General features: G+C 64.4%; 16 protein-coding genes and 2 tRNA genes. 1 reads left to right on the top strand and 17 read right to left on the bottom strand.

Translation table 11 applies throughout. From position 1 onward, the window contains the following. Positions 1-381: 381 nt before the first annotated feature. From G7Y82_RS15875 to G7Y82_RS15855, 5 genes are all read right to left on the bottom strand, one after another. Entirely contained in the window at positions 382-2148 is a 1767-nt protein-coding gene (locus tag G7Y82_RS15875; RefSeq protein ID WP_168149105.1) for a DUF885 domain-containing protein, read from the bottom strand. Between the two features lie 34 nt (positions 2149-2182). Beyond that, positions 2183-2419: a DUF2970 domain-containing protein gene (locus G7Y82_RS15870; protein ID WP_168149104.1), complete on the bottom strand. Its 237-nt coding sequence runs from the start codon at positions 2417-2419 to the stop codon at positions 2183-2185. Positions 2420-2527: 108 nt separating this feature from the next. Continuing rightward, a complete protein-coding gene (locus G7Y82_RS15865) occupies positions 2528-3016 on the bottom strand; it encodes a DUF2505 domain-containing protein (protein ID WP_168149103.1) in 489 nt (162 codons plus the stop codon). A 90-nt stretch (positions 3017-3106) separates the two neighbouring features. Then, positions 3107-4465, bottom strand: coding sequence for a DUF1329 domain-containing protein (locus tag G7Y82_RS15860; protein WP_168149102.1), 1359 nt, complete (start codon positions 4463-4465; stop codon positions 3107-3109). A 170-nt stretch (positions 4466-4635) separates the two neighbouring features. After that, entirely contained in the window at positions 4636-6024 is a 1389-nt protein-coding gene (locus G7Y82_RS15855; protein WP_366515681.1) for an ABC1 kinase family protein, read from the bottom strand. 54 nt (positions 6025-6078) lie between these two features. Between G7Y82_RS15855 and G7Y82_RS15850 the strand changes: the two genes are divergently transcribed. After that, positions 6079-6519: a DUF6918 family protein gene (locus G7Y82_RS15850; RefSeq protein WP_168149100.1), complete on the top strand. Its 441-nt coding sequence runs from the start codon at positions 6079-6081 to the stop codon at positions 6517-6519. Between the two features lie 138 nt (positions 6520-6657). On the opposite strand, the gene G7Y82_RS15845 is transcribed toward G7Y82_RS15850, so the two are convergent. The 12 genes from G7Y82_RS15845 to G7Y82_RS15790 form a co-directional block, all read right to left on the bottom strand. Beyond that, on the bottom strand, positions 6658-9219 hold the full coding sequence (locus tag G7Y82_RS15845) for a DUF1329 domain-containing protein (RefSeq protein ID WP_168149099.1): 2562 nt from the start codon (positions 9217-9219) through the stop codon (positions 6658-6660). Beyond that, on the bottom strand, positions 9216-9965 hold the full coding sequence (locus G7Y82_RS15840) for an energy transducer TonB (RefSeq protein ID WP_168149098.1): 750 nt from the start codon (positions 9963-9965) through the stop codon (positions 9216-9218). Before G7Y82_RS15840 ends, G7Y82_RS15845 begins: the two co-directional genes overlap by 4 nt. Before the next feature lie 3 nt (positions 9966-9968). Continuing rightward, positions 9969-10382, bottom strand: coding sequence for an ExbD/TolR family protein (locus G7Y82_RS15835; RefSeq protein ID WP_168149097.1), 414 nt, complete (start codon positions 10380-10382; stop codon positions 9969-9971). Continuing rightward, a complete protein-coding gene (locus G7Y82_RS15830) occupies positions 10382-10927 on the bottom strand; it encodes a MotA/TolQ/ExbB proton channel family protein (protein WP_168149096.1) in 546 nt (181 codons plus the stop codon). The genes G7Y82_RS15835 and G7Y82_RS15830 overlap by 1 nt, the downstream gene beginning before the upstream one ends. After that, complete coding sequence (locus G7Y82_RS15825) at positions 10911-12299, bottom strand: MotA/TolQ/ExbB proton channel family protein (RefSeq protein WP_168149095.1); 1389 nt, start codon at positions 12297-12299, stop codon at positions 10911-10913. Before G7Y82_RS15825 ends, G7Y82_RS15830 begins: the two co-directional genes overlap by 17 nt. Next, positions 12296-13066, bottom strand: coding sequence for a DUF3450 domain-containing protein (locus G7Y82_RS15820; RefSeq protein WP_240954344.1), 771 nt, complete (start codon positions 13064-13066; stop codon positions 12296-12298). Before G7Y82_RS15820 ends, G7Y82_RS15825 begins: the two co-directional genes overlap by 4 nt. 7 nt (positions 13067-13073) lie before the next feature. After that, positions 13074-13874 carry an alpha/beta hydrolase gene (locus tag G7Y82_RS15815; RefSeq protein WP_168149094.1) on the bottom strand — a complete coding sequence of 267 codons (801 nt, stop codon included), beginning with the start codon at positions 13872-13874 and terminating at the stop codon, positions 13074-13076. A 100-nt stretch (positions 13875-13974) separates the two neighbouring features. Beyond that, a complete protein-coding gene (locus tag G7Y82_RS15810; RefSeq protein ID WP_168149093.1) occupies positions 13975-14403 on the bottom strand; it encodes a DUF7832 domain-containing protein in 429 nt (142 codons plus the stop codon). A 34-nt stretch (positions 14404-14437) separates the two neighbouring features. Further along, a complete protein-coding gene (locus tag G7Y82_RS15805) occupies positions 14438-16549 on the bottom strand; it encodes a penicillin acylase family protein (protein ID WP_168149092.1) in 2112 nt (703 codons plus the stop codon). A 363-nt stretch (positions 16550-16912) separates the two neighbouring features. Then, positions 16913-16989, bottom strand: a tRNA-Asp gene (locus G7Y82_RS15800). 14 nt (positions 16990-17003) lie between these two features. Next, positions 17004-17079 (bottom strand) — tRNA-Val (locus G7Y82_RS15795). 46 nt (positions 17080-17125) lie between these two features. Continuing rightward, positions 17126-17398: an HU family DNA-binding protein gene (locus G7Y82_RS15790; RefSeq protein ID WP_168149091.1), complete on the bottom strand. Its 273-nt coding sequence runs from the start codon at positions 17396-17398 to the stop codon at positions 17126-17128. Between the last annotated feature and the right edge of the window lie 315 nt (positions 17399-17713).

Below are 17713 nucleotides of genomic sequence, written 5' to 3'. Positions count from 1 at the left end.
GGCTTCGGAAAGAAGCTTCTCCGATATTGCCCACTGTTTGATGAGGCGCTCATTCATGCTGTGCCGTCCAACAGCTATTAAACGGACCCCAGGGCCGCATATACATCGGCGACGACGTGACGCCGAATGGCGATAAGCCGATGTTCTGCATCTGCAATCCCCCGGCGAGGCCGTATAAGCGCGGCGAGTAAACCCCGCCTCATGATGCCGTGATCGATTGGCGTTTGTCCCGTGCCGGATCAAGCCCTTGTGAGATGCAGTTCACATTTGGCGTTCGCCGCTACTCGCCCTCATTTCGAGGACAGCGACCAGGGACTGCCGAGGCAGCACGGTGCTGCCTCGGTTTTTGTAGGCCCGGAGCGGCGGGGCCAGTTTGGGGCGTCAGGGCTTGCGGGCGAGTTCGGCCGGGATGAACTGTTCGAGCACGGCTTTTTCGAGCAGCTTGGGCGGTAGCAGGCCCTGGGCAAGCAGGAAGTCGTGGAAGCGCTGCTGGTTGAACTTGTCGCCGAGCGCCAGTTCGGTTTCGGCGCGGATGCCCATCATCGCCTGATAACCGACGAAGTACGCGGTCGCCTGCCCTGGCATGCGGAACACGTAGCGGTCGGTTTCCGAGCGCGCCATGCCCGGCGACAGGCCGACTTCCCGCTGCAGGAAGGCATCGACCTGGTCCGGTGTGATGCGGCCGAGGTTGACCATGGGGTCGAGGAAGGCGCGTGCGGCGCGCATCAGGCGGAACTGCAGGCCGATCAACTGACCGTCGAGCGGGAATGTGGGCTTCATGATCGCTTCGGCGTACAGCGCCCAGCCTTCGGCGTTGACGCTGTTGAACGCGAATACGGCGCGCGCCGTCGACACACCTTTTTCGATCATCTTGGCGAACTGCAGTTCGTGGCCGGGCCGCGCCTCGTGGGCGGTCAGGGTCCAGGCGGCGGCGCGGAACGTGAAGTCGTCGGTCTTCAGGTCGGCCTTGCCGTCTTTGCCCGGCACTTTCAGCGGCAGCACGAACTCGCCGTATTCGCCGGTATTGCCGATCAGCCGCGGCGGGCTCATGAACGGTGCCGGAATCTGTGCGGACTCGGCCTCGCTGGCGAGGCGGATTTTGGCTTCGCGCTTCGGCAACGTGACGATGTGGTCGCGGCGAATGGTGTCTTCGATCGCCTTGAGCGTATCGCGGTACAACGGCAGGATCGCTTCGCCGGTGACTTGGTCTTTTTTCAACTCGGCGATGACGCTGGGATAGTCGGTGACCTTGTAGCCCTTCTCCTTGGCGACCAGCGGCGCCAGCGCACGCATCTCGTTCTGGATTTCGGCAAAGCTCAGCTGTGCGCGGTGGATCAGCTCGTCGGGGTCGAGGTCGACGCCGACCTGCTTGAGGTTGTCGGCGTAGATCGCCGGCGGCAGGCGATGATCGCTGCGGGCGCGCGGCAGGATGGTCTTGCGCACCCAATCGTTGTAAGTGCCGAGTTGCTGGCGCAGCGTCGCCAGTGGCTGTTCGTAGCCTTTCAGGCCCGAGTCGGCGAACAATTTTTCGATGCCGTCGATATAGCGCGGCGCATCGGACAGGTTCTGCTCGACCTCACCGCGATACGGCCCGATCAAGCCCTGATCGACGAAACGTTCCTGCGTTCGTGCCTCGGCCAGATCGACGATGGGTGTCGAGCCCGGCATCAGGCCGGCGTAGCGACGCAGGCGCACCAGCGCCGCGGCCTGCCGCGCTTTCGGCACGCGCGGATCGAGAAGCGCTCTGATGCCACTGAAGACGATGTTCGGCACGTCGTAGTACGGCAGCAGCAGCTTGTCGTCGAGTTCCGACGTGTCCTCGCTGCGCTGTGCCGAGTCGATGAGGATCTGGCAATCCTCGAGCACCGCGGCATCGGTTTCCTTCTGGCAGCGCGCCTTGATCTCGACGATGGCCTGCTGCAGCGCGGCGCGGCTGCGCTCACTGAGCTTCGGCCCCAAATCGATGACCTGCTCGTCATAGCCATCGACGCCGAGGCTACCGGCGTCTTCCGGCGAGAACTCGGCCATAACCTTGAGCAGGACTTCGGCGTTGCGATTGCTCTCGGCGACCCAGGCCGGCGCGTCCGCGGCTCGCGCCGCGGACATCGTCAGCATCAGTGCGGCCGACACGGCCAGCAGCTTCTTCATGTGCCTCTCCCTGACCCGCATGGTGTGCCGCGCGTTACATCCCGGCGTGACGCAGCAGCAACTGGACGATGGCAACCAACACCAACACGAAGGCGATGACCGCCAGCAAGCCGATGATGATGAAATGCGACGCCTTGCCCCGTGTGAAGTCGCGCTCGCGGTTGCGGCGACTCTGCACGCCGAACATCGACGCCGTCACGCTTTGCAGCGTCTGCCAGAGCGTCAGTCCACGGGGTGGCACCTCGCGCTCGTCGTGGTTCCCGTCGTTCATCTCGCCTCCCCGGCACGTCGAATGCGCGCCCTCTCCTCGGCTGCGATGTTGCGCGGGATCACCTCGCCAACACAAGCGGCGACGGCGGCGCGGTGCGCCGCGACGGCGTCAGTAGTCGGCGAGAATCTTGCGCGACGCGGCCAGATCGGCGTCCGCCTTGGCCTCGATATCCGACATCAGCAGCTTTTCCAGCTTGCCGCCGACCAAGGGCACCGAGCATTTGATTTCCCAGGCAATGGTATTGGTCGAGCCCTTGCCGCTGTCGACCAGGCGCATCGCGGCACCCACCTTCAGCGGCAGGCCGGCGAGCTCGACTTCCAGCTGGCCGACCTTCTTCGCCATGTCCCAGCTGTCGCGCTGGGTGATCGTCATCTCCGCCGGCACGAACTTCTTCGCGAAGTCCGGCAGCGCGACATCGGCCTTGGCCGTGTAGCGCACGCGGATCGTGAACTGATCGCCCTTCTTGTCGTGTTCGAGCACTTGCACGTTCTTGAAGCCCAGCTCGGCGTACTTGCGCTCAAAGTACTGGCGATCGCCAAACATCTTGATGACGGTGCTGGCCGGCTTGTCGAACGTCTGCTTGAGTTCCTGTTTCATCTGATTTGATTTCCTTTTCTATCCCCTCGAACAGGAAAGCCGCCGGATCGCTCCGGCGGCCTCCCTTGAGACACGTGCTGCGAGTGAGCGTCAGCGCGTCGTCATCTTCTGCACGGACGGCGCCGTGAAGTAGCTGTCGTTGAAGTGCACCGTCGCATCGATCGGCTTGTCTTCATTCCAGGCCGCGGTGATGAAGTAACGGCCCGAGTCGAAGTGATAGATCACTTCCGGCACGGTCGTCGCAGCCTGCAGGTTCGGCGCATTGATGATGTGGCCTTCCTGGAACTGGAACAGCTGATCGCGGTTGTCGTAGTCGTCGACCGCGGCGATGGTCCAGCTGTCTTCGTCGATGTAGAAGCGGCGGGTCTTGAACGTATGGCTCATGCCCGGACGCAGCGTCGCTTCGACGACCCAGACGCGATGCAGCTCATAGCGCGGCAGATCCTGGTTCAGGTGACGCGGACGGACGAGGTCCTTGTACTTGACCGTGTTGCCGGCGATCTTGTTGGAATCGTACGGGATGTACATTTCCTTCTTGCCGACGATCTTCCAGGTGTAGCGCTCGAGCACACCGTTGAACATGTCGACCTGATCGTAGAACTGGTGACCGTCGGTGCCTTCGTACGGATTGTCGCAGCACACTGTCGGCGCGCGGCGGATACGCTTCAGGCCCGGCGAGTACAGCCACGCGGCGCGGCCGTCGGCACCGGTGCCGGTCTTGTCGTGCACGAGGATGTAGGTGCCGGCCAGACGCGGCGGCGCGACGACGTGCGACAGGTACTCGAGGAATTCGCCGTTGCCGCCAGCCTTCAGCGTGCCCGGGTCCTTGATCGACGCGTACGGGAACTTCACGTCTTCGATGATCTTGGTGAGCTGGTAGTCACCATTGAGCTGCACGATCATCTGGTTGTTGTAGCGCGTCACCGCTTCGCCGCGCCACTTCAGCTTGTGGTTCCAGATCGGCTCGGCGCCGGTCTTCGGAATCGGGAACGGGAAGCCACCCGTGCAGTTGTCGAGAACGTCGGTGCCCTGAATCGAGCAGGTCGTGGCGTTCTTGATCGTCATCTCCTTGATCTTCGCCGGCCAGTCGACCAGGCGATGCGTCGGATAGACGTTCATCTTGTAATCGTCGTACATCGACAGCAGCTTCTTGTGACCTTCGGTCAGCTTGTCGGCGTACTTGGCCATGTTGGCCTTGGTGATCGTGAACAGCGGCTTCTCGCCGTCGATCTTGTCGTTATGCGGGAACTCGCCGCTCAACGCGCCGTGCTGCGGTTCCGGCTCCCACGCCGGGATCGTGCCGTCCTTGTTGCCAGCCTTCTCGGCGCCGACCGGCGTCAGGGTCTTGCCAAGCTGCGCGGCTTCTTCAGCCGAAACCTTCGCCGATGCCTGACCTGCAGCCAGCGTCAGGAACAGCGCTCCGGTCAAGAGTGCGTACTGCTTTCTCATCTTCGCTCTCCTCTGGGGATGGGCGGCCGCTTTGACGGCCTTCTTTTGCAAACTAACCGCCCGATCGTAATCCAAGCGTGAAGACCGCCACAATTGAACGCCTGCCACGCGCGCGTGTCTGTACGGCCTAAGCCGATTCGTACAGCGATCTCACAGGTGGCGTCAAACCCTTATTCCGCGGTGCTCTTGGCTCTCCCGTCATGCGCATCGTGCAGTGCAGCAAGCAACGGCTCGCGCGCGTCGAGCTCGCAGCGCAGCGTCGCCAGCATGATGAAGACGCCGGCCAGGCGCCGGTGCAGAAAGACGATCTCGCGTGGCGGCACGCGGAAGTGCACGGATAGCGCGTTGGTCGCTGCGACCCGCCCCATGCGCATCGGCAGGTCACTGTCGCCCCAACGATAAGCCCCGTTGGCATTGCGCAGCTTGGCGTCGGCACGTTCGCTGTCGGCCGGCTCGAACGGTTCGACGATGGCTTCGCACATCGCGACGAAGGCATCGAGCGCAGCGTCCGGCATCTTCTCGTTCATCAGGCCAATGGCCTTGGCGCCGCGCACGACCTGCGCGCGATCGTGACGCAGCGCGCCTTCAACGATATCGCTGTACGCAGAAACGAACGGCCGCGGGAACAGCCGTGTCGCCCCGAAGTCGAGCAGTACGATGCGATCATCCTCGGCGCGCTCGCCGATACGGAAGCGATAGTTACCAAAGTGGGGGTCGGACTGAACCATGCCCCAGCGGAAGAACTCGTTGCAGAACAGCTCGAAGAACGCCTCACCCAGCCGGTTGCGCCGTGCCAGGCCGAGCTTCTGCACCTGGGGACTGCGCACCGAGACATTGGCTTCGTACGTGGTGGTCAGCACCTGCGGCGTGCTGTAGTCGTCGATGACCTGCGGGACCACGAACCGATCGTCACCGGCCAGCCGCTGCGCGAAACGCCGCGTGAAGTCGGCTTCGCTCTTGTAGTCGACCTCGCGGTACAGCATCTCCCGCACTTCGTTGAAGACCGGCCCGAGGTTGAGACCCTTGGGCGTCAGCCGCGTCATGATCAGCAGCCGCGACAGCGTATTGATGTCGCTCTCGATGGCGTCTGCGACCCCCGGGTACTGGATCTTCACGCACAGCTCGAGTCCGTCGGACTTGCGTCGCGCACGATGCACCTGCCCGAGCGACGCCGCCGCCATGGCCTCGGTGTCGATGTCCAGCTCGCGCAGCCGCGTCTTGCCGAGATTGCGCTCGAGCACCGGCTGCACCACCTTCCAGGCCACCGGCGGCGTATCGTCCTGCAACTGCGACAACACGATCACCGCCTCTTCCGGCAGAAAGTACTGTCCGTACAGCGACAGCATCTGCCCGGCCTTCATCACACTGCCCTTCAGCCGCCCGAGTTCGTCGGCCAGGATCTGCGCCTGCCGCTCATAGAAATCGCGGTTGGCCGAATCACGTGAAATCTCGCCGCGAAAGATATTGGTCAGGGAGTGCGCCATGATCTTGGCCCCCGCGCCGACGCCCAGGCGCGTGAGCGCCAGACTGCGCTCGAACGGCTTGGTCTTCAATGTCACGATGCTACTCTTCTTCCTGCCACCCTCATCACGCGATGCCATAAGCCGTCACTCGTGAAAACCCTGAACGATATTCTCTGGGCACCCGCACAACGCGAGGCCTTTGCCGCCGATCTGGTCAAGCTCGTCGAGCAACATGTCGCCAATACGCGCGGTCTGCGCGGCATCGGCCTGAAGACCGGGCTGTCGTTGCTCAAGGCCGCCAAACCCGATCTGCTCGATGGTGCACTGCGGCGTAATGCCCCGCAGTTTATCGCCGCCCTCGAACCCTTGTATGAAAGCTTTCTGAATCAGCCGGGCGGCGATTTCGCCGTATTCCTGCAGAAAAACACCGACGACGCGCGGGAGGCCCTGCTGTCGGTGGCCGACCGTCGGGTCGCCGCCAGCAGCAACGGCGGCCTCAAATCAGCCTACAAGCGCATGCGCGGCAGTGCCGAGAGCGAAATCGAGGCCGCGATCCCGGCGCTGGGCTCGCTGATCCGCGGCTATCTGTAGGCAACGCCACCCTTCGCGCAAAAAAGAGCCGGGCACCGCTGATGAGGCGGCCCCGGCAACTTGGGAGTGAATGCAAAAATTCGCATTCATCCCTTGGATGTCGGAGCGGGGCAAAAGGTTGCACCACTGACCGAATTTTCAGAAACGGCCGTAGCGGGCGCGGACCGCGGATGGCATGAAATCGGATTTGCGCATCGGCACGTCGACCTCGGCCGGCGGATCCTGCCCCAGCAGGCGATTGACGAAGTAGCGCCCATCCTTGAAGTCGTAAGTGACGACCGGCGCACAGTTGGCGGTCTGCGCCGCGTAGTCCGGCAGCAGGTGGCCCTCCTGGAAGCGCCACAGATTGCCTTGGTGGTCTTCGTTTTCGACCAGCACCACGTTCCAGCTGTCCTCATCGACATAGAAGGTGCGCTTGCCAAACGCGTGGTGGGTACCGCCACGCTCGGTGGCCTCGATGACCCAGACGCGGTGCAACTCGTAGCGCGTGCCTTCCGGGTTGAAGAACTTCGGGGTCAGCAGCTGCGAATACGAATAGCGGCCGTCGCTGAGCCGGTAGCTGTTGTACGGGATGTACAGCTCGCGCTTGCCGGCCAGCTTCCAGACGTAGCGGTCGAACGCGCCGTTGTACATGTCGAGCATGTCGATGAACATCAGCCCGCCCGACCCCGGAAACGGCTGGTCGTAGCCGACCGGCGGAATGCGGAACATCTTCGGAATACCCGGCGGGATCACCCAGATGTTGCGCGGCTGTTTCACTGAATTGGCGGTTTCGTGGACCAGCGCCACGAAATCGATGTCGTTGCGCGTCTTGCCGAACCAGGTCAGGTAGTACAGCAGCGTGTTGTCGTGGGTGAGGTCAATCGGATCCTGGGTGTTGGCGTAGCGAAACAGGACGCGCTCGGTCTGCTTGAGCATTTCCGGAACGCTGCCGCTGGGCTGAACGATGGCCTGTGTCGACTGCGTCACCAGCGAATTACCGCGAAAGCGCGTGCGGTGATTCCACATGATCTCGACGCCGGACTGCGGCTTGGGAAACGGCACGCCCAGATGCGCACCGGTCAGTTCATCGCTGCCGGTCAACTTGGCGTGGCCGATATTGGCCTGGCTGGCGTCGTAGATCGCCTGCGGATAGGCCACGCTGCGCCGCGTGCGATAGACCGGCATGCGGTAGTCCGGATACTTGGCGAACAGTTCGAGATGGCCGCGGCTCAGATAGGGACGGTACTGCGCGAGATTGGCACGGGTGATGACGAACAGCGGCTTGTCGTCGGGATACGGATCGGCGAGCCGCTGGCCGGCACGGAAGGACTTCGGCCACTGCGCGTGCTGCAGGCCACCGGTCCAGGCTGGAATGGTGCCGGCCGCATTGCCGGCGGCGTCGGCACCGATCGGCGTCAGTTGCCCGGACGCACCGGCCGCCACCGCCGACGACGTGCCGCCGCTGGCCAGCGCCACGCTGCCGTCGAACCGGTCGCTGAGCTGCACATCCTGTTGTGCGCGGTGCGCACGGTCGGCGGCGGCGCTCAGCGCCTGCTCGCGTGCACGCCCGGATTCGAGGTATTGCACCCATTTGCTTGCTGCCTCGCGCGTGTCGGCCAGCTTCTGCGCCGACTGGAACGATTGCAGCGCCGCCTCGACGTCGGCCTGCTGGTATTGCGCGAAGCCCAGCGCCAGCCAGGTCTTGCCGTCCGGCTTGCCGAGCTTGATCACCTGCTGCAATGCAGCAGCCGCCGCCGCGTAGTCGTCTCGGTCCATCTGCAGCTGCGCAATCTGCTGATACAGCGCAACACTCGGCGACTGGCCGACCACCGCCTGCAAAGCCGGCAGCGCCAGACTGTCTTCGCGCGCCGCCAGCCACAGCTGCGCGAGCAGCTTGCGATTGGCGGTGTTGTCGGCCACGGCCTTGCGCTCGATCAATGATTTGAGCAGCGATCCCGCCTCGAATGGCGCGCCGATCTGCGCAGTCAGCGTCACCAGCTTGAGCTGTTCGTCAGCGCTCTTCAGAAAGCCGAGGCGATTGGCCAGCTCCATCGTCACCGCCGCGTCGTCGCGCCGGTCGGCCTTGAGCTGCACCGCCGCCAGCCGCATCCAGTCCTCGCGATGGCTGGGGTCTTGTTTGAGCAATTGCTCAAGCAGCGGCAACGCTTCGCGATCGCGGCCACTGCCGATATAGGCCGCCGCCAGCGCGCGGCGCCAACCGGGATCGGCGCCGGGTTTGTCGGCGCCGGCTTTCTGCAGCAGGTTCGCCGCATCGGCGTAGCGCTTCTGGTTGACGTAGGCAGCACCGAGCGCGGCCAGCGCCTGCGGCGACGCCTGCCCGCTTTTCACCTGCGCTTCGAGCTGCGGCACCATCTTCTGCACGTCGCCACTCGACATGTAGAGCTGCGACAGGTCATTGCGCATCTGTGCGGCAGCCGGGCCGGACAATGCGTGCTGGCCGAGCGCCTGTTCCAGATATTGGGCGGCCTGCTGATAGTCGTGCTTCTGCACCGCCTGCGCCGCCAGGTCGCGCAGCAGCAAGGCCTTGGCGTAGGGATCGGTGGTGATCTGCAGCAGCTTCTGCGGGTCCTCGGGCTTTTGCTGCGCCGGCGCTTGCTCGACGATGCGCTGTTCGCTGCGGTACTGATCAGCGTGCGCCGCCACGGCCAGCAGGCTACCGAACGCAAGCGCGACGACGATGGCGGCCGGGCGCGTCATTGCTGCCAGTTGTAGACGCAATCTTCCGGATTCATCTCGACCCGCTGCTTGACCTCGCGTGTCTGCTGGGTCGCCTCGTAGATCCAGTTCGAGATACTGTCGATCGCCGCCGCCTCGAAGACACCGCGGGGGCTGGCGTCGACCAGCTTGACGTTGGTGACGTGGCCGTTCGGCAGTACCGTGAAAACGACCTCGACCCAGCCGCGGATTTTCTGCTTGCAGGCCCATTCCGGCATCTGCGGACGCGCCGTCGACAGCGGCACCAGCGGCTTGCCCTTGAAACCCTGGCCGGTGCCGAATCCGTCACCGCCCCCGCCCCCGCCTCCGCCGCCGCCACTCCCCTTGCCGGCAAAACCAGCAAAGCCGGTGGCCCCCGTCAGGCTCAAACCGCTACCGCCGAGCGTCACCGGCACCGACACCGGGCCGACGTCGAGCGGCGCGGTCGGCATCGCCGCCGCCGACAGCGACGGCAGATCCGGCCGGGCCAGCGACGGCGGTGCATCGGGCGGCGGTGGCGGTGCGTTGGCGATTGCCTGCTCCGGCGGCGTGTCGTCCTGCGCCGGCGGCGGCACCACCGCAACCTGATCGATGAGCTTGGGCCCTGGCCCGCCATGCGACGCCGGCCGGATCAGGTGGTACATCCACCAGAACAGCAGCGTCGCCACCAACAGGCCGAGCAGCGGCGGCACGACGAAGCGCGACCAACGCGCGTCCTGCATGACGGTCGCCAAGCGCATCGCCGCCATGACTCAGGGCTGCGACTTCGGTGTCGCCGCGATCGCGACGTCCTTGAAGCCGGCCAGCCGTGCCTGATCCATCACTTCGACGACCAAACCGGCGCGCGCGTCGCGATCGGCCTGGACGATGACCGCCGCATTCGGATTCTCCTGGCGGCGCTTCTGCAGGTTGGCGCGCAGCGCGCGAATGTCGACGCGCTGGCCGTTGGTCCAGACCTCGCCGTTCGGCGCCACCGCGACCAGCACGTTGGCGCGTTCCTGCTTGACTGCGGTGGTTGCCGCCGGTCTATCGACGTGAATGCCGGCTTCGGAGACGAAGGTGTTGGTGATGATGAAGAAGATCAGCAGATTCAGGACGAAGTCGAGCATCGGCGCCAGATCGATGCCGGTTTCGTCGGGCGGATGCGTGTGGCGGCGGGCGCGCATCAGCGCATCGCCTCGAATTCGAGGGTGTCGCCAAAACGCTCCGCCTCGCGGGCGATACGCGTCTGGAAGCGGTTCAAAAAGAACATGCCGCTGACACTGACGACCAGACCGGCGAGCGTCGCGATCATCGCGTGCGACACGCCGAAGGCCATGGTCCGCGAATCGGCGCTGCCGTTGACCAGCATGCCGTCGAAGACCTCGAGCATGCCGGTCACCGTACCGAGCAGACCGAGCAGCGGCGCGATCGGCACCGTCACACGCAGCAGCGGCAGCGGCGCATCCATCGCCACGCGTGCCTGCGAGATCAGCATCTGCCGCACCTGCCGCGCGGCCCACGAATGCCGGTCGGCACGCGCGCGCCATTCGGCCTGCAGCGCCGCGCGCCGTGCCGGATAGATCACACGAAAGAACCACCAGCGCTCGGCGATCAGCGTCCACATCAGCAAGGCGCAGATGAAGATCAAGGGCAGCACCCAGCCACCGGCGCCGATCAGGTTCGAGACCGAACTGAACGGCAAGGCCAGCAGCTCAAGCACGCGGGGCATCGCCCTGCTCCTGCTGCGTTTCGATATGCCGCGCCAACAGACCCGCGCTCTGCTCGTCGAGGATTTGCACCAGCACGCGCGACCGCGCCGACAGGATGGCGTTGATGAACAGCATCGGCACCGCGACGCCGAGGCCGAGCACGGTGGTGATCATCGCCTGCGAGATGCCGCCGGCCATCAGCCGCGGATCGCCGGCGCCCTGCTCCTGGATGACCTGGAAGGTGATGATCATGCCGGTCACGGTGCCGACCAGGCCGAGCAGCGGGCCGGCGGCGATGATCAGGCGCAGCAAGGGCTGGAAGCGTTCGAGCGCCGGGATCTCGCGCAGAATGGCTTCCGACAGGCGCAGTTCCAGCACCTCCCCGTCGCCGACGCCGGCCGCGGCATCGCCGCGAAACGCCGCGAGCACACGGCCCAACGGATTGTCGGTACGCGGATGGCCGATATCGCCGAGCTGTGCCCGCACACGGCGCCCGGTGCGCAACAGGAAGACCAGCTGCCAGACCGCCAATGCCGCACCGAATACGCCGATGGTGATGATGACGTAGGCGATGGTGCCGCCCTGCGCGATGCGCTGACGCAACGTCGGCCGCAGCGCTTCCTGGACGAGCAGGCTGCCGTGCGACGGGTCGATCATCGCTTCATGTCGGCCGTCGTCCTTGGCATCGGCAAAGTCGGCCGCCAGCGCGCGCCAATGGTGGCTGGGCTGGCGCGTCAGTTCGGTGAGCGCACCGGCCTGTGGGTCGAAAACCAGGTAGTGCCCGCCGGAAAACGCCGTAAAGCTGCCGATGCGGATCACCTCGCGCGACTCGCGCTTGCCGTCGGCATCGACCACCGGCGCCGTGAAACGTGCGATACGGCCGCCCTGCACCAGCTCCTGCTGCAAACCGACCCAGAAGTGTTCGAGATCGGCGACCGACGGATAGCCGTCCTGGTCGGCCAGCGCATCGAGCGTCGGCATGCGATCCGGCACCTGCGCGCTGACCAGGGACTCGCTGGCGATCGCGCGAAACGCGCCGGCCGCTTCCTTCACCGCGCCCTGCACTTGAATGTAGTCGCCAGCCCGCGCCTTGAGCTTGTCCTTGAGGTCGGCGATTGCCTTCTGATTGGCAGCGAAGCGTGCGCGCACGGCGTCGGCCTTGGCCTTGGCTTGCGCCAGATCGGCCTCGGCCTTGCCCACCATCGCCGCCTGCTGATTCTTGTCGGCGAGAAAGCGTTGCTCGCGCTCGGCATTGAGCTTGGCGTCCTGGCCGGCAGCCTGCTGCACCTGCTGCAACAACGCATCCAGCCCCTGCGGCTCGGCGGCCCACGCCAGGCCCGAAAAAGAGAGCAGCAACACCGCCAACCAGCGTGTCGTCGAAAGGCGCCTCATGGCGTGCCTCCGGCGGCCGGCAGCGGCAATTCGAGCAGATTCACCGGCATCAATTCACGCGCCATTTTCAGGCCGTCGCGAATCGCCGCGGCGTCGCCACCCGGCAGGTCTTCCCACTGATTGGCGCCGGCGTTCCAGACTTTTGGATCGCCGCCATCCGGCGCCAGCGCATAGAGCGCGACACGACCGACACGCAACACATCCATGGTGTCGCTACCGATCTGCTGGCGCTCGACGCCGAGGCTGCGGCCGTAATCGATTTCGATCTGATAAGCCTCGAGAATGCGGCGGAATTTCTCGCCGGCATTGACCTGCGGATCGCCCAGTACTTGCTTGAGACTGGCGATGCGCTCGCGGCGCTCGTCCTTGAGAAACGGCAGATCGAGCGCGATGAATTTTTCGAGGCTGTCGGTCATGCGCAGCATCAGCGGCATCAAGTCCTCGCCGGCGCGGTCGAGGTCGCTCATCTGCTGCTGCAGGCTGGCCAGTTGCGTGGTCTGCTGCTGCAGCAGCTCGTTGAGCTGCTCGGCGTAGACGTTGAGTTGCTGCGTCTGCCAGATCGCCGAGCGATAGCGCTCGAGCAACGCGCGAGTCTGATCGTCGAGTTTGTCGATGCGTTGCTGTGACGCAACGCTGGCCTGCTGCGTACGCTTGACCGTGTCGATGGACTGCGACAACGCGTCGTCGGCAGCGGCGCGCGCCATCAGCGGCACGGCCAGGCATGCCGCCGCCATCCACCACGGCAAGCGCGCCTTCCCTAGCGCCAAGGACACGTCAGGAAACCGAACGCAGATGTCGTTGTTCGTAGGGGCGCAGCCAGCCGCAGATCGCGTGCATCATCTCCTCCGTCTCGTCGTCGTCGATCACCCAATGCCCGCGTTCGGCGTAGTGCCGCAGCGTGGCGTGCCGATAACGCTTCATCAGCTTGCGCACGACCCCGGCCGGCGTCAGGCGATCTTTTCCGCAGCTTACGATGTAGACAGGACATTCGACCTTGGCCGAATGGACGAGGGAGGCGCGCGAAAAATCCAGTGGCCAGAGGCCGAGTTCAAAAGCGGCGCGTCCGGATTCATGCACCAGACTTTCATACAGGGCGCGATGACGATCGACCGGCACGCCATTGAACGCGTAGCGCTGCGCGTGCGCGAAGCCCAGCTTGTGCGGGTTACGCCAGAATGCGCCGCCCAACAGCCACGGCAGGAAGGCGGCGAATACCGTCGGCGTCAGTGCATTGATCCCGCGTGGCGTCGCCGGCGTCAGGAGCACCATCGCCAAGGGCTTGATGCGGGTGGCCAGCTGCTGCGCGAGCAATCCGCCCATCGAGTGGCCGATGACGATCGGGGGATGCGCGAAGTCGCGTTCGGCGACACCGCGTTCGATCGCGTCCAGATAATCGCGCAGGCTCTGGCGCCGCACCTGCAGCGGTTGATCGGTCGAGTCATCGTGCGCCGGCAGCGACGGCACGTAGCAGTCGTAGCCGCGCGGCGACAGAATATCGACGACTCGCTTCCAGCTCGCGCTGGTGCACCACATCCCGTGTACCAGGACCACCGGATAGCCCATACCCGCCCCCATCGATCATCGAAAGCCGACGGGCGTTGTGCCCGCTCCCTGGGGCGGACTGTAACGCAGCCTCCGCCTGCCGCGCCGCATCGAATGTACGCGCCGACAGCGCTCAGCGCTGCTGGGTGCGCCAGTCGGCGAGGCGCTGATCGAGGATCGGTTTCAGGCTGGCGTAGGTCTCCCAGGTATCGGGCACGTGATAGAGGCTAGGCAGTTCACGGCTGAGGACGTTCTCGTAGTCGAGCATGTAGCGGCCGCTATCGAAGTCGAAGTACGCCTGCGCGAACGCTCGGCCCTCGTCATTGAGGTCTTCTTCGATGAATTTCTCGTCGCAGGCGCGGCACAGGAATTGCCCCGGCGTCTCGCGCCGCTGCTGCAGGCTGAGCAGGTTGTCCGGGCAATCGATGACGTGCAGCTCGCCGCCGAGTCCGCTGAGCAGCGCCCACGCCAGGAACATGCCGGCGTGCGTGGCCGCCGCCGTCGGCGGTAGGTCCGCGGGGAAATCGCCGCTGTAATGCCAATAGGCGTCGTCGTACTTCATCTCGTGCGTCTCATCAAAAACCACAGCGCAGCCATCAGAACGTGGTGGTGTCCTCGAGGTGTTTTTCGACCTCGCTGCGATCGATCCACAGCGTGCGGAACGTCTTCGATGCCATGTACTGCAGCTGGTCGCTGCGATGCGGCGAATCCGGCTGCGTCGCGTTGCCGTAGCTCATCAGGCCGACGGCCTTGAGCGGGGTCGTGAACTCGACCAGCGACATCCAGGTTTCGCCGTGCAGCGGCGTGCGCTCGCCGTCCTTCATCGGCCCCCAGGTGATGGTGCGGAACACGCCGGTATTGCCGAAGCCGCCATTGCCCGGCAGATCGACATCGCGCAGGTGGAACCGCGAAACCTCGCCGAACGGACGGTCGATCGCCCCATAGCGCTGGCGAGTCAGCGCCACCGCCTGCTTGAGCATCGCCAATGCCGCGGCCGGATCCTGGAGTCCCCGTGGCGTCTGCAGCGGATCGTCGAGCGTCCACGGCACCGCATAGTTGTCTTGGCCGGTGAAGTTGTGTGGCGAGAACAACGATGCCCAGGTCTCGAACAACAGTGCCGCGCGGCTGTCGGCCTCGTCGCGATGATCCCAGGACGACAGCAAGGCAATTGCCGCTTTGATATCGGGGTCGTCACTGCCCTGCGCCGCCTGCATCAGCGCCGGCACCATGCGATCGGCCATCAGCGACCGCGTCGTCAGCTTCTTCGACACGAAGTCGTCGAAGCTCAGTTTCGGGCCTTCACTGAGCAGCTTGACCGACATCTGCGCGCGCTGGCTCATCGGCCCGACCGGCGCGACATAGGCCGGATAGTCCTTGGGGTCGAGTACGCGCGGCCAGGTGCTGAGCCACGGTGGATCGTTGGCGTTCTGCACGAAGCCGCTGACCGGATCGAACACCTTCGGCAGTTCGTCGTAGCTGAACACGTCCTTCCACAGCGTCGCCGACGTGTCGCCGGGCACCGGTTCGCGCCAGTGCTGGACCGAACCATCGGCGTGCTTGGGCAGGATGCCGTTGTCGAGATACAGAATGTTGCCGTCGCGATCGGCGTAGACGATGTTGAACATCGGCGCCTGTACGCGGCGCAGCGCCGCCTCGAACTGTGACCAGTTCTGCGCCTTGCCCATGTCGAGATACTGCTGCAGCACCCCCGGTCGATCGAGGCCGGCGACTTTCAGCGCAATCGTCTCCTTGCCGCCCGGCAGTTCGAAGACCGGCCCTTGCACGGTATAGCGTTGCGTGAAGCTCACCGTCTTCTCGCTGCCGTCGGCCTGTTTCACCTCGTAGTGCTTCTGCTCGGTGCGGAACGGCAGCACCTTGCCATCGAACAGATAACCGCCGTCCTTCAACGTCAGCTCGTAGCTCGTGTAGCCGAGCATGGTGTTGACGGTATTGGTGAAGCCGAGATTGTGGTTGAAGCCGAAGCGCAGCACCGGCAAGCCGACCTGCGTCGCACCGTAAATGCTCAGCCCCGGCGCATTGAGCTGCGCTTCCATATACGTCAGCGGCCCCGGCGCCCACGGCAGGTGCGGGTTGGCGAGCAGCATTGCGTGACCGCTCGCCGAGCGCGACGGCGCCACGGCCCAGGCGTTCGAGCCGCCCGCTTCGTTGGTTTCCGGATTGACGAGGATTTTCTTCGCCGACGCTACATACGTGAAATTCATCAGGCGGTGCGTGTGCGCCATCACGTCGACGCCATGGATGGGCAGCACCTGCCGAACCTTGGGATCGATCTCGTCGAGGTGCGCCTGCGCATAGGCATTGATGCCGGCCGCGAACGCGTCGAGATCAGCGCGCATCTGCGGCGTCTGCTCGTGATACCAGCGGATTGCGCGCTGCGGCACATCGTTGGCGACCAGCCAGCGATCCTGCGCCTCGTACTCGCTGCCCCAGTATTCGGCACCACGCGCGCGCGATTCACCGTACATCTGCAACAGGATGTTGCCGTGGTTGTGCGCCTGCGCGTAGCCGAAACCATAGAACGCCCCGGCTTCCGTCTTCGCGTAGATATGCGGGACGCCGAATTGGTCCCAGAGAATTTCGCCGCCGCCGTAGGCCGCCTTCGTCGAGGCAGCAGCCGGCGTGATACCGATCAATGAAAACGAAACCGCGGCGCACGCCGCAGCACAGCCGAGAGCCCAAGCACGCATTGCCTTTCCTTCATTTTCGCCATGAGCATCGGATGCGCGCCTGCGCAGCCGATGACAGCGCTCATCCGGAACGATCGCGGCTCCCGGTGGGCGAGCGTTCCGACAACGGATGAGACTGCGGCGAAGACGAAGCAAATTGAGCGCCATCGCTGATCGCGGCGAGGCTGGCGGCCTTTCGACCGCGCGCCGACATCATGGCGACGGCACGACGAGGGACGATACGCACCGCGATGACGCAGACAAGGCGCCATACCGGGCGCCGGTCGCTTATCGAATGTGCGACGCCGAGTACGGCGCGGCGCTCAAGATCATCGAGCACAAACAAAAAAGGCGCCCCGAAGGGCGCCTTTTTTGTTGCTACTGTGGCGGAGCGGACGGGACTCGAACCCGCGACCCCCGGCGTGACAGGCCGGTATTCTAACCAACTGAACTACCGCTCCACTTCAAAACTGTTTGGTGGGTGCTGACGGGTTCGAACCGCCGACATTCGCCTTGTAAGGGCGACGCTCTACCAGCTGAGCTAAGCACCCTTGACGGACGATGTGCCCGATCAAGCAACCAACCGTGGAAAGACCGCTACTTTACCAGGTCTTTTAGCGCTTTACCAGCCTTAAATGACGGCGTCTTGCTCGCCTTGATCTTGATGGTGGCGCCGGTCTTCGGGTTGCGGCCCGAGCGAGCCGAGCGCTCGCGCACCATGAACGTGCCGAAGCCGACCAGCGACACCTTGTCCTTCTTCTTGAGCGCCTTGCCGACGACTTCGAAAAACGCGTCGACCGCACGACCGGCGTCGGCCTTCGACAGGTCCGCCTTGTCGGCCAGCGCCGCGATCAATTCAGTCTTGTTCATCTTGAGAAACATCCCCTGGGAAAGAGTTGTAAGTCGCGACGCTGCCGCCGCCTAGAGACCCACATCATTATTTGGCGACGCTCATCCGACCGTACCGCGTCTGACAATAGTCAAAACGCCGCCGATCACGTCTCGCGCGATGTGATAGGTAGCGTGGGTTGCGGCGATTTATAACAAGCGGCTCGTTCGAGCGTCAACACGAAAAACGAGAGAAATGCAGCGCATCGCCGCAGACGGCGATGCGCCCCGAAGACGCCGAAAAAATCAAGCCCCCATACAGACAAAAGTCAGCCGCCGTGAGCCGCTCGTCACAGT

It is taken from the genome of Solimonas marina (assembly GCF_012241385.1).
GTDB lineage: Bacteria > Pseudomonadota > Gammaproteobacteria > Nevskiales > Nevskiaceae > Solimonas > Solimonas marina.
This window is presented reverse-complemented; position numbering and strand designations above follow the sequence as displayed.

What these genes read in the sequence shown, in the direction of transcription:
- G7Y82_RS15870 (WP_168149104.1), bottom strand. Translation starts at nt 2,419, where the DNA reads ATGAACGACGGGAACCACGACGAGCGCGAGGTGCCACCCCGTGGACTG.
- G7Y82_RS15830 (WP_168149096.1), bottom strand. Translation starts at nt 10,927, where the DNA reads ATGCCCCGCGTGCTTGAGCTGCTGGCCTTGCCGTTCAGTTCGGTCTCG.
- G7Y82_RS15790 (WP_168149091.1), bottom strand. Translation starts at nt 17,398, where the DNA reads ATGAACAAGACTGAATTGATCGCGGCGCTGGCCGACAAGGCGGACCTG.
- G7Y82_RS15845 (WP_168149099.1), bottom strand. Translation starts at nt 9,219, where the DNA reads ATGACGCGCCCGGCCGCCATCGTCGTCGCGCTTGCGTTCGGTAGCCTG.
- G7Y82_RS15865 (WP_168149103.1), bottom strand. Translation starts at nt 3,016, where the DNA reads ATGAAACAGGAACTCAAGCAGACGTTCGACAAGCCGGCCAGCACCGTC.
- G7Y82_RS15805 (WP_168149092.1), bottom strand. Translation starts at nt 16,549, where the DNA reads ATGCGTGCTTGGGCTCTCGGCTGTGCTGCGGCGTGCGCCGCGGTTTCG.
- G7Y82_RS15810 (WP_168149093.1), bottom strand. Translation starts at nt 14,403, where the DNA reads ATGAAGTACGACGACGCCTATTGGCATTACAGCGGCGATTTCCCCGCG.
- G7Y82_RS15860 (WP_168149102.1), bottom strand. Translation starts at nt 4,465, where the DNA reads ATGAGAAAGCAGTACGCACTCTTGACCGGAGCGCTGTTCCTGACGCTG.
- G7Y82_RS15815 (WP_168149094.1), bottom strand. Translation starts at nt 13,874, where the DNA reads ATGGGGGCGGGTATGGGCTATCCGGTGGTCCTGGTACACGGGATGTGG.
- G7Y82_RS15835 (WP_168149097.1), bottom strand. Translation starts at nt 10,382, where the DNA reads ATGCGCGCCCGCCGCCACACGCATCCGCCCGACGAAACCGGCATCGAT.
- G7Y82_RS15875 (WP_168149105.1), bottom strand. Translation starts at nt 2,148, where the DNA reads ATGAAGAAGCTGCTGGCCGTGTCGGCCGCACTGATGCTGACGATGTCC.
- G7Y82_RS15840 (WP_168149098.1), bottom strand. Translation starts at nt 9,965, where the DNA reads ATGGCGGCGATGCGCTTGGCGACCGTCATGCAGGACGCGCGTTGGTCG.
- G7Y82_RS15825 (WP_168149095.1), bottom strand. Translation starts at nt 12,299, where the DNA reads ATGAGGCGCCTTTCGACGACACGCTGGTTGGCGGTGTTGCTGCTCTCT.